14 protein-coding genes and 1 riboswitch are annotated in these 15,444 nt (G+C 72.6%); of the genes, 4 read left to right on the top strand and 10 right to left on the bottom strand.

Features of this window, described 5'->3' with window-relative positions; genetic code table 11:
- The first annotated feature begins 38 nt into the window (after window positions 1-38).
- A complete protein-coding gene (locus ACH5HR_RS15695; protein ID WP_416478728.1) occupies window positions 39-1,583 on the top strand; it encodes an aminopeptidase P family protein in 1,545 nt (514 codons plus the stop codon).
- Between the two features lie 69 nt (window positions 1,584-1,652).
- Here the strand turns inward: ACH5HR_RS15695 and ACH5HR_RS15690 are convergent, their stop codons facing one another.
- A complete protein-coding gene (locus ACH5HR_RS15690) occupies window positions 1,653-2,435 on the bottom strand; it encodes a YflT domain-containing protein (protein ID WP_402372214.1) in 783 nt (260 codons plus the stop codon).
- Between the two features lie 66 nt (window positions 2,436-2,501).
- Here ACH5HR_RS15690 and ACH5HR_RS15685 point away from each other — a divergent pair, with 66 nt between their 5' ends.
- Together ACH5HR_RS15685 and galK are read left to right on the top strand one after the other, a co-directional pair.
- Window positions 2,502-3,692, top strand: coding sequence for an Mrp/NBP35 family ATP-binding protein (locus ACH5HR_RS15685; protein ID WP_416478726.1), 1,191 nt, complete (start codon window positions 2,502-2,504; stop codon window positions 3,690-3,692).
- A gap of 44 nt (window positions 3,693-3,736) precedes the next feature.
- Entirely contained in the window at window positions 3,737-4,966 is a 1,230-nt protein-coding gene (gene galK, locus ACH5HR_RS15680; RefSeq protein WP_416478725.1) for a galactokinase, read from the top strand.
- Window positions 4,967-4,997: 31 nt separating this feature from the next.
- On the opposite strand, the gene ACH5HR_RS15675 is transcribed toward galK, so the two are convergent.
- The 9 genes from ACH5HR_RS15675 to ACH5HR_RS15635 all read right to left on the bottom strand — a co-directional run bounded on the left by ACH5HR_RS15675 (window position 4,998) and on the right by ACH5HR_RS15635 (window position 13,759).
- Entirely contained in the window at window positions 4,998-5,258 is a 261-nt protein-coding gene (locus ACH5HR_RS15675; RefSeq protein ID WP_402372219.1) for a hypothetical protein, read from the bottom strand.
- A gap of 26 nt (window positions 5,259-5,284) precedes the next feature.
- Window positions 5,285-6,523, bottom strand: a complete 1,239-nt coding sequence (locus ACH5HR_RS15670) for a Na/Pi symporter (RefSeq protein WP_402372221.1) — start codon at window positions 6,521-6,523, stop codon at window positions 5,285-5,287.
- A 175-nt stretch (window positions 6,524-6,698) separates the two neighbouring features.
- On the bottom strand, window positions 6,699-7,517 hold the full coding sequence (locus tag ACH5HR_RS15665; RefSeq protein WP_402372223.1) for an exodeoxyribonuclease III: 819 nt from the start codon (window positions 7,515-7,517) through the stop codon (window positions 6,699-6,701).
- 62 nt (window positions 7,518-7,579) lie between these two features.
- Window positions 7,580-8,062, bottom strand: a complete 483-nt coding sequence (locus ACH5HR_RS15660; protein ID WP_416478722.1) for a VOC family protein — start codon at window positions 8,060-8,062, stop codon at window positions 7,580-7,582.
- 77 nt (window positions 8,063-8,139) lie between these two features.
- Complete coding sequence (locus ACH5HR_RS15655) at window positions 8,140-9,003, bottom strand: polyphosphate kinase 2 family protein (RefSeq protein WP_416478720.1); 864 nt, start codon at window positions 9,001-9,003, stop codon at window positions 8,140-8,142.
- 73 nt (window positions 9,004-9,076) lie between these two features.
- Entirely contained in the window at window positions 9,077-9,934 is an 858-nt protein-coding gene (locus ACH5HR_RS15650) for a bifunctional 5,10-methylenetetrahydrofolate dehydrogenase/5,10-methenyltetrahydrofolate cyclohydrolase (RefSeq protein WP_416478718.1), read from the bottom strand.
- On the bottom strand, window positions 9,931-11,214 hold the full coding sequence (gene glyA / locus ACH5HR_RS15645; protein ID WP_416478717.1) for a serine hydroxymethyltransferase: 1,284 nt from the start codon (window positions 11,212-11,214) through the stop codon (window positions 9,931-9,933). The genes ACH5HR_RS15650 and glyA overlap by 4 nt, the downstream gene beginning before the upstream one ends.
- A gap of 45 nt (window positions 11,215-11,259) precedes the next feature.
- A riboswitch (ZMP/ZTP riboswitch) is annotated at window positions 11,260-11,347 on the bottom strand.
- A 58-nt stretch (window positions 11,348-11,405) separates the two neighbouring features.
- Window positions 11,406-12,452, bottom strand: coding sequence for an arabinan endo-1,5-alpha-L-arabinosidase (locus tag ACH5HR_RS15640; RefSeq protein WP_402372231.1), 1,047 nt, complete (start codon window positions 12,450-12,452; stop codon window positions 11,406-11,408).
- Window positions 12,449-13,759: a glycoside hydrolase family 27 protein gene (locus tag ACH5HR_RS15635; RefSeq protein WP_402372233.1), complete on the bottom strand. Its 1,311-nt coding sequence runs from the start codon at window positions 13,757-13,759 to the stop codon at window positions 12,449-12,451. Before ACH5HR_RS15635 ends, ACH5HR_RS15640 begins: the two co-directional genes overlap by 4 nt.
- A 248-nt stretch (window positions 13,760-14,007) precedes the next feature.
- On the opposite strand from ACH5HR_RS15635, the gene ACH5HR_RS15630 reads away from it, so the two are divergent.
- Window positions 14,008-15,351 carry an ABC transporter substrate-binding protein gene (locus ACH5HR_RS15630; RefSeq protein WP_402372234.1) on the top strand — a complete coding sequence of 448 codons (1,344 nt, stop codon included), beginning with the start codon at window positions 14,008-14,010 and terminating at the stop codon, window positions 15,349-15,351.
- Window positions 15,352-15,444 lie beyond the last annotated feature (93 nt).

Raw genomic sequence — 15,444 nt, 5'->3', positions numbered from 1 at the left:
CGTCGACCCGCCGTGCGGCAGGTGGGAGACTGGACCGCATGAGCGACACCACCCCGGTCGACCAGACCAGCGACGACGCCGTCGAGGGCCGCGGGAGCAACCGTTCCCACCGTCCCGACTCCCGCGCGTTCAAGGACTTCATCACCTCGCAGTGGGGTCCGCGACCGGACCTCGGCGTGACGCCGGGCCGCGCGGTGCCCTTCACCGCCGAACGGCGCGCGAAGCTGTCCGCGCGCTTCCCCGGCACCCGCCTCGTGCTCCCCGCCGGTCCTCTCAAGCAGCGCTCCAACGACACCGACTACCGGTTCCGGCCCCACTCGGCGTTCGCCCACCTCACCGGGCTGGGCACCGACCAGGAGCCCGACGCCGTGCTGGTGCTGCACCCGGTGGCGCAGGGCGAGGGCGACCCGGGCGCGGACGGCGACGGGTCGAACCACCACGCGGTGCTGTACGTGCGTCCGCTGGCCCCGCGCAACACCGAGGAGTTCTACGCCGACGCCCGCTACGGCGAGTTCTGGGTCGGCGCCCGGCCGAGCCTCGACGACGTCACCACGCTGACGGGCATCGAGGCGCGGCACGTGGACGAGCTGCGCGAGGCGCTCGCCAAGGACGTCGGCGCGGACGGTGTGCAGGTCCTCGTGATCACCGAGGCCGACGAGGAGATCGCGGCACTGATCGAGGCGATCCGCACCGAGGCGGGCACCGAGGAGGACGCGTCGGACGAGACGCTCGCCGAGGCCGCCTCCGAGCTGCGCCTCGTCAAGGACGAGCTCGAGATCGAGCTCATGCGAGCCGCCGTCGGCCACACCGTCGAAGGCTTCGAGGCCGTGGTGCTCGCGCTGCCGCGCGCCGTCGAGCACCGCCGTGGGGAGCGGGTCATCGAGACCACGTTCGACGCCCACGCTCGCCTCGAGGGCAACACCGTGGGCTACGAGACCATCGCGGCCGCCGGCGAGCACGCCACCACGCTGCACTGGATCACCAACGACGGCGTGGTCCGGTCCGGGGACATGGTCCTGCTCGACGGCGGGGTCGAGGTCGACGAGCTCTACACGGCCGACGTGACCCGCACCCTGCCGGTCGACGGCGAGTTCACCGAGGTCCAGCGGCGCATCTACACCGCCGTCCTCGACGCCGCGGACGCCGCGTTCGCCGTCGCCAAGCCGGGGGCGAAGTTCCGTGACGTGCACGCGGCCGCCATGGAGGTCATCGCGGCGCGGCTCGAGGAGTGGGGACTGCTGCCCGTCCCGGCCGAGGAGGCGTTGACCCCGGAGGGCCAGCAGCACCGCCGCTGGATGGTGCACGGCACGTCGCACCACCTCGGCCTGGACGTGCACGACTGCGCGCAGGCCCGCCGCGAGATGTACCTCGACGGTGTGCTCGAGCCGGGCATGGTCTTCACCATCGAACCGGGCCTCTACTTCAAGGCCGACGACCTCGCCGTCCCTGAGGAGTACCGCGGGATCGGGGTGCGCATCGAGGACGACGTGCTCGTCACCGCTGACGGCAACGAGAACCTGTCCGCGGCACTCCCCCGCCGCCCGGAGGACGTCGAGGCCTGGATGGCGCGCCTGCGCGGCTGACACCCGTGCGGCCGAATCCCTTCGGCAGGAAGTGAGGGGGCAGGCAGAGAAGGCGCAGTGCTGTGCTGGTCAGCGGTCGCGCGGGGGGGCGTACGGGTCGTCCGGGTCCACGGTGGACTCCGGAGCGGCCGTGGCAGACCCGGACGGCGGCGTCGGGCCCGTGCGTGACGGGTCCTCGGGCAGCTCCGGCCCCGTGGCGGGCGGCTGCGGGTGCGAAGGTCCCTCGCCGCCAGCACCTCCCGCACCACCCTGCGACCCGCCCGGTCGCATCGCCCCGTAGCGCGGGGCGCCGTCGGGCATGGTCCACCGGGGGTCGGGCGCGGAGGGCGTGGCCGGTGCTGCGGGACGCTCCGGCGTGCGCTGCTTGCCGAGGCCGCTGGGCGAGTCGGCGAGCATCCGCCGCGCCTCGCCGGCCTGCTCGGGCGCGCAGAGGATGGCATAGGTCGAGGCGACGATCTGCGACTGCGACGTGAAGTCTCGCCGGCCTCCGGTGAACGCGTAGGAGAGCACGGAGAACATCAGCCCGAACCCGGCACCGAGGCCCAGGGCCACGAAGAGCACGCTGGTCGCGCCGCCGGCGAACAGGGTGAGCAGCAGGCCCACGAAGAACCCGAACCATGCACCGGACAGCGCGCCGGCGAGCGCCACCCGCCCGTAGGTGAGCCGCCCGGTGACGCGCTCGACCATGCGCAGGTCGGTGCCCACGATCGTCACGTGCTGGACGGCGAACTTCTCGTCCGACAGGTAGTCGACCGCCTTCTGCGCCTCCAGGTAGGAGTCGTAGGCGGCGATCTCCTCCCCCTTGGGCAGGGTCGGCACGCGGGGCACGACGGACTGACGGCTCATGCTCATCCGGCCAGTATCCCGCACAGGACGCCGGAACGGCTACACGAGTCGCGGCGCCCGTAGGATCGGAGCATGGCTTCACCCACCGCCGACCTCGAGGCTCGCGTCCGGGACGCCCTGTCCGCCGTCGTCGATCCCGAGATCCGCCGCCCGCTCACCGAGCTGAACATGATCCGCTCGGTCGCCGTCAGCGCCCCGGCCGCGGCCGACGGCGACGGACCGGACGGCGCGCACGTCACCGTGGGCGTGGACCTCACCATCGCCGGGTGCCCCATGAAGTCGACCCTGGTGCGCGACGTGACCGCCGCGACCGAGCGGGTCGAGGGCGTCGGCTCCGTCGACGTCGAGCTCGGCGTCATGACGCCCGAGCAGCGCAAGTCCCTGCGGTCCCAGCTCCGTGGCGGTGCCGGCGACCCGATCATCCCGTTCGCGCAGGCGGGCTCGCTGACGAAGGTCTTCGCCGTCGCGTCCGGCAAGGGCGGCGTCGGCAAGTCGTCGGTGACCGCGAACCTGGCGGCGGCCATGGCCGCCGACGGCCTCAGCGTGGGCGTGCTCGACGCCGACATCTACGGCTTCTCGATCCCCCGCATGCTGGGCGTCGACCGACAGCCCACCCGCGTCGACTCGATGCTCCTGCCGCCGATCGCGCACGGCGTCAAGGTCGTCTCGATCGGCATGTTCGTGCCTGCCGGCCAGCCGGTCGTGTGGCGCGGGCCGATGCTGCACCGGGCCCTGGAGCAGTTCCTCGCCGACGTGTTCTGGGGCGACCTGGACGTGCTGCTGCTCGACCTGCCCCCCGGCACCGGGGACATCGCCATCTCGGTGGCGCAGCTCCTGCCCGGCAGCGAGATCCTCGTGGTCACCACACCGCAGGTGGCCGCCGCCGAGGTGGCCGAACGGGCCGGGTCGATCGCGACCCAGACGTCCCAGGGCGTGGTGGGCGTCGTGGAGAACATGTCGTGGCTCGCGCAGCCCGACGGCTCCCGCCTGGAGATCTTCGGTTCCGGTGGCGGGGAGCGCGTCGCCCGGAGCCTCACGGAGACCGTGGGCACGGAGGTCCCGCTCCTCGGGCAGGTCCCGCTGGACGTGCCCGTCCGCGAGGGCGGCGACGACGGCACCCCCGTGGTGCTCACCGATCCCGACTCCCCCGGCGCGCAGGTGCTGCGCGACGTCGCGCGGCGCCTCTCCGGCCGGGCGCGCGGCCTGGCGGGCAGGCAGCTCGGCGTGACGCCCGTCGGCTCGGCCGGCCACGGGCAGGGCTGAGCAGCCGTCCCGGAGGAAGCGCCGGATCGGTGATACTGGGGGCCATGACGTCTCCCCAGTGGCTCGATTCCTGGTCCGCCGACGACGGCGCCGCCCGTGTCCGCACCCTGTTCACCGAGGCTTTCGGGGACGACGGCGCGCCGGACGGCGTGTGGTCCGCCCCGGGGCGCGTGAACCTGATCGGGGAGCACACCGACTACAACGCCGGGCTGGCCCTGCCCGTGGCGCTCCCCCACCGCACCTACGTGGCGCTGCGGTCCCGGACCGACGGCCTCGTGCGCCTCGCCTCGGCCCAGGCTCCCGACGAGCGGTGGGAGACGGCGCTCGACGAGGTCACCCCCGGGGTCACCCACGGCTGGGGGGCGTACGTGGCCGGCGTCGCCTGGGCGCTGCGCGCCGCGGGTCACGAGGTCTCCGGGTTCGACGCCGTCGTCGACTCGTGCGTGCCGTTCGGCGCGGGCCTGTCCTCGTCGGCCGCGCTGGAGTGCGCGGTCGCGGTCGCGCTCGACGCGGTCCACTCGCTGGGTCTGGCGGCCGACGACGCCGGCCGGGCAGAGCTGGTGACGGCGTGCGTCCGGGCCGAGAACGAGATCGCGGGCGCGCCGACCGGCGGCATGGACCAGGCGGCGTCGCTCCGCTGCTCCGCCGGGCACGCCCTGCTCCTGGACTGCCGGCCCGGCCTCACCGCGCTCGAGTCCGCCGAGCGGGTGCCCTTCGACCTGGCCGCGGCCGGGCTGACGCTGCTCGTGGTGGACACCCGGGCCGAGCACGCGCTCGTCGACGGGCAGTACGCCCAGCGCCGGGCCGCGTGCGAGCAGGCCGCGGACATCCTCGGGGTCGCCTCGTTGCGCGAGATCGCGCCCGACGAGCTCGACGTCGCCCTGGACAAGCTCGGCGGCACCGAGGACGCCGAGGTCCTGCGCCGCCGGGTCCGGCACGTGGTCACCGAGATCGCGCGCACCGCCGAGTTCGCGGACCTGGTGCGCGCCGGACGGGCCACCGAGGTCGGCCCGCTCATGAACGCCTCGCACGCCTCGCTGCGGGACGACTACGAGGTCTCCGCACACGAGCTCGACCTGGTGGTCGAGGCGGCGCTCGGCGCCGGAGCGCTCGGTGCGCGGATGACCGGCGGGGGGTTCGGCGGGTCAGCCATCGCCCTGGTCCGCGCCGCGGACGTCGACGGCGTCACCGCGGCCGTCCAGACGGCGTTCGACGAGGCCGGGCTCGCAGCGCCCGGGTTCCTGCTCGCACCGCCGTCGGACCCCGCGCGCTGATCGTCGGCGCCGTCGTCGGCGCCTCAGCGGATCATCCCGACGGGTCGTCGCGGTCTTCGCCGCGGCGGAGCTGGGCCAGCACGTCGTCGAAGAACGAGCGCACCTCTTCCCACCGCACGGTGGCGTTGCCGAGGTGCTCCTCGAGCCGGTCGATCTCAGCGTGCTGCGCGTCCTGCCGGCGCCGCTCGGCCAGCTCGCGGCGCACCTCGGCCAGCTTGGCCTCTGCCTCGGCGACGATCCGCTCGAGCTCGCGCTCGACGGCGGCCGCGTCCTCCGGCCTGCCCGTGGTCATGGGGTCACCTGCCCGTCCGTGCGGGCTCACAGCATCGTGGTGATGCCGATGAGTGCCAGCGGGATGCCCACGAACACTCCGAGCACCCAGGCCGCGGCCCACACCTTGTTGGTGGCGGCGACATTACCGAGCCACGTCGCGCCGCGCAGCGGGAGCTGGCGCAGCAGCGGCAGACCGAAGACCACCAGCGCCGCGAACACGTTGAACAGCACGTGCACGAACGCGGCCTGCAGGGCGAGCGTGCCCTCCGCCCCGGTGAACGCGAAGGCCGCGATCAGGGCGGTGACCGTGGTCCCGATGTTGGCGCCCACGGTGAACGGGTAGATCTGCTTGAGCGAGAAGGTGCCGGACCCGGCGAGCGGGATCATCAGGCTGGTCGTGGTCGAGGAGGACTGGACCATCACGGTCATCGCGGCGCCGCTGGCGATACCGGTCAGCGGACCGCGACCCACGGAGGCGTGCAGCACCTCGGCCGCGCGGCCGACCATGAGCACCTTGAGCAGCTTGCCGAGCCAGTTGATGACCGCAAGGATCAGGCCGATGCCGAGGACGATCATCGCGACGCCGTGCCAGGCACCGGGGAGGAACGAGGTGGACCAGCCGAGCAGGTCCGCGAGCGGCTCGGTGACGGCGTCCACGACGGTCCCGAGCGCGCCGAACAGCGTGGCGACGATGCCGCCGTCGGACCCGGAGGCCGCGTCCGCGAGCCAGGCGGACGACTTCTGGAGGAAGCCGAACGCGAGCTCCAGCGGGAGGAAGATGGCGACGGCGATCAGGTTGAAGAAGTCGTGCACTGTCGCGGCGGAGAACGCGCGGCGGAAGGTCTCCCGGTCGCGCACCATGCCCAGGCTGACCAGCGTGTTGGTCAGGGTCGTGCCGATGTTGGCACCCATGAGCATCGGGATCGCGATGCTCATCGGCAGGCCGCCGGCCACGAGGCCGACGGTCACCGAGGTGGTCGTCGAGCTCGACTGCGTGGCCGCGGTGAACAGGACGCCGACCATCAGCGCGACGAACGGGTTCGACGCGAACGCGAACAGCGACTCGGCGGAGTCGCCCGTCGCCACCTTGAAACCGGAGCCGATCAGCTCCACGGCAGTGATGAGGACGTAGACGCCGACGACGATGCCCAGCCAGTTGGCGGTGCGCAGCGCGCGGCCGGACAGGCCGAGCCGCTCGAACGGGCTGACCAGCCGGGACTCGCGCTGGTCGACCTCGGCCGGAGCGGCGGAGGTCACGGACGCCTGCGGCAGGACGTCGGTCATGGAGTCTCCCGTGGAGGTGAGGTGATCGCCCCGGCGGCGACCGCTGCTCGTCATCACTCTCCGAGAGAACCAGGCCAGAGTGACCTCACGCCTGACCCCAGGTGAACAGAAGATGAACAGGCACGGTTCCGTGCATCACAGGTTCATCTCGTCCCGGTCACAGCGGACGTGCCTGTCACAGCGGGAGGGCGTAGCTCGCCACCACCGCCGAGTGGTCGCTCCACCGCTCCTCGTACGACGGCGCCCTGTCCACCTCGACCTTGACCGCCTGGTCGGCGAGCCGGCGGTTCGCGAGCTGGTAGTCGATCCGCCAGCCGCGGTCGTTGGTGAACGCCTGCCCGCGCCAGGTCCACCACGTGTACGGACCCGGCCCGTCACCGCCGTGGGCGCGGCCGAGGTCGGTCCAGCCGCCGTCGAGCCAGCGGTCGACGTAGGCGCGCTCCTCGGGCAGGAAGCCGGCGCTCTTGCGGTTGCCCTTGAAGTTCGCGAGGTCGACCTCCCGGTGGGCGATGTTCAGGTCGCCCGCCACGAGGGCCGGAGCCGCGCCGGAGGCGAGATCGGCAAGCCGCGCCGACACCCGGTCCAGGTGGGCGTACTTGGCGACCATCGTGTGCTCCTGGCCGGGGTTCGTCGACCCCGAGTGCAGGTAGGCCGAGACCACGGTGAGCGGCGCGCCGCCGGGCAGCGTCAGGTCCGCCTCCAGCCAGCGCCCGGTGTCGACGTCGGGCTCCGTGCCGCCGTCGGGCAGCGCGAGCCCGCCGCGCACCGCGGCGATCGGGAGGCGTGACGCGACGGCGACGCCGGCCCGCCCCTTGAGCTCGGACGGCAGGTGGGCGACGTGCCAGCCGTCGAGGTAGTCGCGCACGAGCGCATCGGGGGCCCGGACCTCCTGCAGCAGCAGGACGTCGGGCGAGCGGCGGGAGATCCAGTCGTGCATGCCGCGGCGGAAGGCGGCACGGATCCCGTTGACGTTGGCGGTGGCGATGGTCAGCACGCGGGCCATACCACCACACACCACCGACGGCTGTCAGCGGTGTGCGTCACCCGACCGGGACGTCACTCGCCGGCGTACGCCGCCTCCAGCGCGGCCACGTCGATCTTGGACATCGTGAGCATCGCCTGCACGGTGCGCTGGTTCGCCGCGGTGGAGTAGTCGCCGCAGAGCTCCTCGAGCTGCTTCGGGATGACCTGCCAGCTCACGCCGAACCGGTCCGTGCACCATCCGCACGGACCGGGCTTGCCGCCGTCGGCCGTGAAGAGGTCCCAGTAGTGGTCGACCTCCTCCTGCCCGTCGCAGAGCAGGTAGAAGCTGAAGGCCTCGTCGAGCCGGAGGTCGGGCCCGGCGTTGAGTCCGACGACGTCGAGCCCGCAGACCGTGAACTCGACGATGAACGGTTCGCCCGCCACGACGCCGGGGATCCCCTCGGACGCCGTGAGCACGTTGCCGACCCTGGAGCCGGGGACGTGCTCGGCGTAGAACGCCGCGGCCTCGTGCGCGTCGTTGTCGGCGAACCACAGATGGGGTCGCACCGTGACCATGTCGTTGCCTCCCTCCACTCCCCCGGTCGGGGGTCCTGAGAGGTACGACGCCGCGCACCTGGCGAACTCATCGGCCGTCAGGTCGCAGCGAGCCGCCGCTTCTCCGCCGCCACGTCGTAGGTGGCCGTGGGCCACTGCGGGTCGATGTCCTCCAGGACCCCCAGCAGCAGCGCCTGGACGGCGAGCCTCGCGTACCACTTCGCGTTCGCCGGCACGACGTACCAGGGGGCGCGCTCGGTCGAGGTGCGGTCGAACACCGTCTGGAACGCCTCCATGTAGCGCGGCCAGAGCTGGCGCTCGTCCACGTCCCCCGGGTTGTACTTCCAGTGCTTGTCGGGCCGGTCGAGCCGCTCCATGAGGCGCGCCTTCTGCTCCTCGGAGGAGATGTGGAGCATGACCTTGACGACGCGTGTGCCCGATTCCGTCAGCCGGCGCTCGAAGTCGTTGATCGCACCGTAGCGGCGCTCGATCTCCGCGGGCGGCGCGAGCTCGCGCACGGCACCGATGAGGACGTCCTCGTAGTGCGAGCGGTCGAAGACACCGATGTACCCCGCCTCGGGGACCTCCTTCTCCACCCGCCACAGGAAGTCGTGCCCCAGCTCCTCGGGCGTCGGCTTCTTGAACGCCTTGAGCTGGATGCCCTGCGGGTCGGTGGCCCCGATGACGTGGCGGACGATCCCGCCCTTGCCCGCGGAGTCCATCGCCTGGAGGACGAGCAGCACCGACGGGGCGGCCGGGTCCTGCCTGCTCTGGGCGTAGAGGCGTTCCTGCAGGTCGGCGAGCTCGTCGGTCCCCGCGCGCAGGTCGGCGCGGCCGTGCTTCTTGCGTCCGTCGTAGCCAGGTGTGGTGTCCGCGTCGACGTCGGCCAGCCGGAAGCCCGGCCCGACCCGGAGCAGCTCGCCCGGGTCAGCGGTCCAGCGGTCCTCGCGCGTCACGGTCATCCCGTCATCATCGCAAGGTCGGGGCGGCGGGGGGGGGGGGGGGGGGGGGGCGCCCCGCCCCCCGCCGGGGCGGTCAGCCGACCGTGCGCTCCGCAGCCTCGACCGCGCTGCGGAACAGCATCGCGATCGTCGTCGGACCGACGCCGCCGATCCGCGGCGTGATCGCGCCGGCGACCTCCTCGCAGGACTCGTCCACGTCCGGCAGCAGCTTGCGACCCTCGTACCGGACGCCGCCACCGACGACCGTCACGCCCGGCGTCAGGTGCTCCGGCTGCAGGATGCCCGGGACACCGGCTGCCGCGATGACGATGTCGGCACGCTTGGTGTACTCCGGCCAGTCCGGCACCCCGGTGTGGACCACGGTGACGGCGGCGTTCGCCGTCGGACGCTTCTGCGAGAGCAGCAGCGCCAGCGGCCGCCCGAGCGTCGTGCCGCGCCCGAGGATGCAGACCTCGCGCCCGGCCACCGGGATCTCGTAGTGGGCAAGCAGCGTCTCGATCCCCGCCGGCGTGGCGGGCACGGGACCCGGCATGCCCAGGGCGAGACGCCCCATGTTCACGGGGTGGAGCGCGTCGACGTCCTTGTCCGGGTCGAGCGCCAGCAGCGCCGCGTCGAAGTCGATCTGCGGGGGCGTCGGGTGCTGGATCAGCACGGAGTCGACGTCGTCGGCGTCGTTCATCTCCCGCACCGCCGCCAGGACGTCCGCCTGCGCGGCGTCCTGCGGCAGATGGATGTGCGGCGAGCTGAAACCGAGCTCGGTCGCCTTGTCCATCTTCATGCGGATGTAGCCGGCGCTCGCGGAGTCGTCGCCCACGAGGATCGTGCCGAGACCTGGCCGGTGACCGGCGGCGACGAGCGCCTCGATCCGCGGGGCGAGGTCGGCGAACACGGCCTCGGCGACCGGCCCGCCCGGCAGCATCCGGGCGGTCACTGCTGCAGCTCCGGGTACAGCGGGAAGTCGGCCGTGAGCTTCTCGACGCGGGCGGACAGGGCCGCGGCGTCCGCGCCCTCGCCGTCGCGCAGCGCGACCGCGATGATGTCCGCGACCTCGGTGAACTCCTCGTCGCCGAAGCCGCGGGTGGCGAGCGCCGGGGTGCCGATGCGCAGGCCGGAGGTGACGCGCGGCGGGCGCGGGTCGAACGGGACGGCGTTGCGGTTGACGGTGATGCCGACCGAGTGCAGGAGGTCCTCCGCCTGCTGGCCGTCCATCGCCGAGTGCCGCAGGTCCACCAGTGCCAGGTGGACGTCCGTGCCACCGGTGAGCACGGAGACGCCGGTCCCCGCGACGTCCGCCTGCGAGAGGCGGTCCGCGATGATGCGGGCGCCGCGCAGGGTGCGCTCCTGGCGCTCCGTGAAGGCGTCCGACGCCGCCAGCTTGAACGCCACGGCCTTGCCGGCGATGACGTGCATGAGCGGGCCGCCCTGCTGACCGGGGAAGACGGCCGAGTTCAGCTTCTTCGCGTACTCCTCCTTGGCCAGGATGAAGCCGGAGCGCGGGCCGCCGATGGTCTTGTGCACCGTGGAGGAGACGACGTCGGCGTGCGGCACCGGGGAGGGGTGGAGCCCGGCGGCGACCAGGCCGGCGAAGTGCGCCATGTCCACCCAGAGCTTGGCGCCGACCTCGTCCGCGATCTCGCGGAACGCGGGGAAGTCGAGCTGGCGCGGGTAGGCGGACCAGCCGGCGATGATCACGTCCGGGCGGTGCTCCAGGGCACGCTTGCGGACCTCGTCCATCTCGATGCGGTGCGACTCCGGGTCGACGCCGTATCCGGCGACGTCGTACAGCTTGCCGGAGAAGTTGATCTTCATGCCGTGCGTGAGGTGACCGCCGTGGGCCAGCTCGAGGCCGAGGATCTTGTCGCCCGGGTTGATCAGCGCGTGCAGCACGGCGGCGTTGGCCTGCGCACCGGAGTGCGGCTGGACGTTGGCGTACTCGGCGCCGAACAGCTCCTTGGCGCGGGCGATCGCGAGGTTCTCCGCGATGTCGACCTGCTCGCAGCCGCCGTAGTAGCGGCGGCCCGGGTATCCCTCGGCGTACTTGTTGGTCAGGACCGAGCCCTGGGCCTGGAGGACGGCGCGCGGCACGAAGTTCTCCGACGCGATCATCTCGAGGGTGTCGCGCTGGCGGGCCAGCTCGCCGTCGAGGACGGCGGCGATCTCCGGGTCCACCTCGGACAGTGGGGCGTCGAACGTGGGGTCGGGTGCGCTCATGGCGGCGTCTCCTGCTGTGTCGGCGGTTGCACGGGTTGTCGTTACCGACCGGGCCCAGGCGACCGACCCGTCGTCAGCACAGCGCGTCGCTCCCCGGTGGTGATCCACCTGTACGCCAGTCGCGACGTGGCGATCCTAGCCGATCGTCCTGTCGGGGAGCAGCCGGCAGCGGCCGGCTTCAGGCCGACCGCTCAGGGCTCCGGCACCTCGGTGGTCGCCACCGGCCAGCCGTCCTCCCAGGCCAGGTCCTGGATCGCCAGGCGGAACGCGCCGCCGTCGTCGCCGTCGTAGAAGTGGTACGCGAGCCGACCCTGCGAGAGCGACTGCCCGCCGGGCCCGATCATCGGGCCCTCGGTACCGAGCACCAGGGTGCCGCCGCCCAGCGCCATGTCCTTGCCCTCGGCGTCGAGGTACGGCCCGGTGACGTCCTGCGCACGGCCCACGTGGATCGAGTAGGTCGAGTCGACGCCGGAGCAGCACTTGCCCCAGGAGACGAACAGGTAGTACCAGCCGTCGCGCTCGACGACGTACGGCGCCTCGATCTGGTTCTCCGGCACACCGGAGCGGGTGGCGACCATGGTCGGTTCGGCACCGTCGGCCGGCATGCCGGACGGCCACTCCAGCGGAACCATCTGGATCCCGCCCCAGAACGAGCCGAAGAAGAGCCACGGGCTGCCGTCGGTGTCCTCGACGACCCCGGGGTCGATCGCGTTGTAGCTCGTCTCACCCGCCTGCGAGCGCCACACGGCGCCCTCGTGGGTCCAGCCGTAGTCGGGGTCGGCCGGGTCGAGGGTCGGGCTGGTGGCCAGCCCGATCGCCGACGTGTTCGACCCGAACGTGGAGGCCGAGTAGTAGAGGTACCAGGTGCCGTCGCGCTCGACCAGCTCGGGGGCCCAGTAGTGCTCGACGCCGTCGATCGTCTCGCGCACCCACTGCGGGTCGTCGGCGCTCGACCAGGCCGGGCCGACCCGCTCCCACGTGGACCCGCCGTCGTCGGAGCGGTGCACCATGGGCGCCCCGAGGCCGCGTCCGGGATCGCCGGTGGAGTAGACGAACCAGGGGTCGCCGTCGTCGCCCACCACCAGCGCCGGGTCGTGGGTCCGCAGGTCCCCGGTCAGTGCGAGCGGCTCCGGCGCGGGCTCCCAGGGCCGCAGGACGGCCAGCGCGACGGCGGCGACGGCGGCAACCAGGGCGGCGACCAGGGCGATCGTGCGGGCGCGGGTCAAGGGGTTCCTCACCGGTCGTCCCGCAGGAGCCGGACGCCGTGGGCGGGCACGTCGACGGCGATCACGGTGTCGTGCCCGGTGGCGGCGGTCGCGGGCTCGGTGCGCACCTGTCCGCCCGTCCACACGTCGGTGAGCGTGGTGGGCGTCCCGGGCAGCGCGGCCGCTGCGGCCGGCACCCGGATGCGGCGCGGCGTGGCTGCGGTGTTGAACACGGCGGCCCAGCGGGTCGTGGCGTCGTCGGTGGCGGCGCCCCAGACGACGGTGTCCTGCTCGCGCAGCAGCTCGCGGCCGCCGGTCGAGCGGCCCGCCACCTCGAGCACCCCGAGGTGCGTGAGGTCGGCGACGGTGCCGGGGTCCGTCGACGGCAGGTCGCCGCCGACCATGAGCGGCGAGCGGGCGAGGCACCACAGCGTGAGCAGGGTGCGCCGTTCGTCGGTGGTCAGGGCCGAGTCCCGGGGCTCGCCCCGTTCGGCGCGCAGGCCGATGCGGCCCAGCGGGAGCATGTCGGCGTCGGCCCAGCCGTCAGGTCCCGAGTGCGGCGCCCAGCGGGCCATGCGGCCGAGCTGGGCCTCGACGTCCTCCCACCGGTCCCACAGGTCGTCGGAGACCCGCCAGGCGTCGGCGTGCGCGCGCAGGTGGTCGAGGTGGGCGAGCGAGAGGTCGGTGCCGGGCGACAGCGAGATCGTGACGTGGCGGTCGTGGTTCCGGCCCGCGCGGCGGACGGCGGTGGCGAGGGCCTCGACGGCGTCCGCGTGGTAGGGCGCCAGCATGTCGTCGACCTTGAGGTAGTCGACGCCCCACCCGACGACGTGGTCGATCATCGCGTCGAGCCAGACCTGGGCCCCCGGGTGGGTGTGGTCCAGCCCGTAGCTGTCCCCGTTCCAGGGGCAGGTGCTGGTCGTGTCCGCGATGTCGCGGGTGGTGTACGGCGTGCCGGGCACGGGCAGGTCGGCGGCGACGGCCCGGCGGGCGATCCCGCGCATCAGGTGGATGCCGAACCGCAGCCCGAGGTCGTGGACGGCGTCGGCGAGGGGCCGGAACCCGGCGCCGTCGACGGCGGACGGGAAGCGTTCGGTCGCGGGCTGCAGGAACCCGCGCGTGTCGAAGCGCAGCGGGGCGTCGTCGTTGTACCCGCCGGCACGCGCCGTGGGCTCGTACCATTGGATGTCGACGACGACGGTGTCCCAGCCGGCGTGCGCCATGTGCGTCGCCAGGTACCGCGCGTTCGCCAGGACCTCCTCCTCGGTGACCGTGGTGCCGAAGCAGTCCCAGGAGTTCCAGCCCATGGGTGGACGTGTCCGCGGGGGGTTGCTCGGCATGGTGGATCCTCTCGGCCGGGACGTCGTGGCAGGCCAGAACTATCCCTGCCTGGCGCCTGCCGGTCAACGGGTTCGGGCACTTGCTTCTTCATCGTTGTACATCCGTGACCGGAGCCACTTGACCGACCCACGTGGCGCGTGCAAATGTTGCTTCCGTCGGTGGCTCTCCATCGATGTAAAGCGGATCGGGAGCCGCACTCACAGGACCAGCCCCGTGCCGCGTCTAGGCTCTACGAGAGGACCCCGTGATGAAGAAGTCACGCCTGACCGCCGGCGTCGTCGCCGGGCTCATCGTCGCCGGCACCGCTGCGTGCAGCACCGGCGGCGGCGAGTCGAGCGACGGCCTCACCTTCATGTTCCGAGGCGGCGACGACGAGAAGGCCGCGTACCAGGCCGCGATCGACCGGTTCACCGAGAATACCGGTGTCGAGGTCGAGGTCATCGTCACCGACGTCGACCAGTACGCCACCAAGCTGCAGGCGGCGATCGCCGGCAACACCGTCCCGGACGTGTTCTACATCGAGCAGGCCAACCTGCAGTCCTACGTCAGCTCCGGGGTCCTCATGGACATCACCGACCAGGTGGCCGAGCTCGACGTGGACCTCGACAACATCTGGGACTACGGCGTCAACTCCTACCGCTACGACGGGACGCTCCAGGGCACTCCGGAAGGACGCCTCTACGGGCTGCCGAAGGACATCGGCCCGTTCGCCATGGGCTACAACAAGACGATGCTCGAGGAGGCCGGCATCGACCTGCCGGACGTCGACGAGCCCCTCACCTTCGACGAGTGGCTGCCGATCCTCGAGGAGCTGACCCAGGACACCGACGGCGACGGCGAGACCGACCAGTGGGGCACCGGCCTCAACGTCGAGTGGAACCTGCAGTCGTTCGTCTGGAGCAACGGCGGTGACTGGACCAACGAGGACAAGACCGAGGTCACGGTCGACACGCCGGAGTTCGCCGAGGCCCTGCAGTTCTTCACCGACCTCACCACGGAGCACGGCGTCACGCCGGACCCGGAGCAGGCGCAGACGCTCGACACGTACCAGCGCTTCATGGCCGGCGAGATCGGGTTCTTCCCCGTCGGCCCGTGGGACATGAGCGTCTACAACGAGCTCGACTTCGAGTACGACCTCATGCCCTGGCCCGTCGGCCAGACCGGTGAGACCGCCGCGTGGGTCGGCTCCCTCGGCATCGGGGTCTCCCAGACGACCGACATGCCCGCAGAGGCCGTCGAGCTGGTGACCTACCTGTCCACGGACGAGGAGGCCCAGCAGACCCTCATCGACGCCAACATCCAGATCCCGAACCGGATCGACACCGCCCAGGAGTGGGCGGCGGAGGAGGACGCGGTCCCGGCCAACCGCCAGGAGTTCCTGGACATCGCCGAGGACTACGGCCGCGCCATGCCCGCCGCCTTCACCTACGGCGCCGCCTGGTACGACGAGCTCTGGGTCAACATCCAGCCCGTGGTCGACGGCGACAAGCCGGCAGCGGAGTACCTCGCCGAGGTCCAGCCGCAGATGCAGGCGCTCCTCGACGAGTCGAACGCCCAGGCCGAGATGGCGGCCGAGCAGAACGACGGCTGACACCGATCCATCCCGGGGGGGGGGGGGGGGGGGGGGGCGGCCCGGCCCCCCCCCCCCCCCCCCCGCCCCCGCCGGGGGGGGGGGGGGGGCGCC

Source organism: Isoptericola maris (assembly GCF_048065335.1).
Taxonomy (GTDB): domain Bacteria; phylum Actinomycetota; class Actinomycetes; order Actinomycetales; family Cellulomonadaceae; genus Isoptericola; species Isoptericola rhizosphaerae.
The sequence above is the reverse complement of the archived record's forward strand: the minus strand, read 5'-3'. Positions and strand labels throughout refer to the sequence as shown.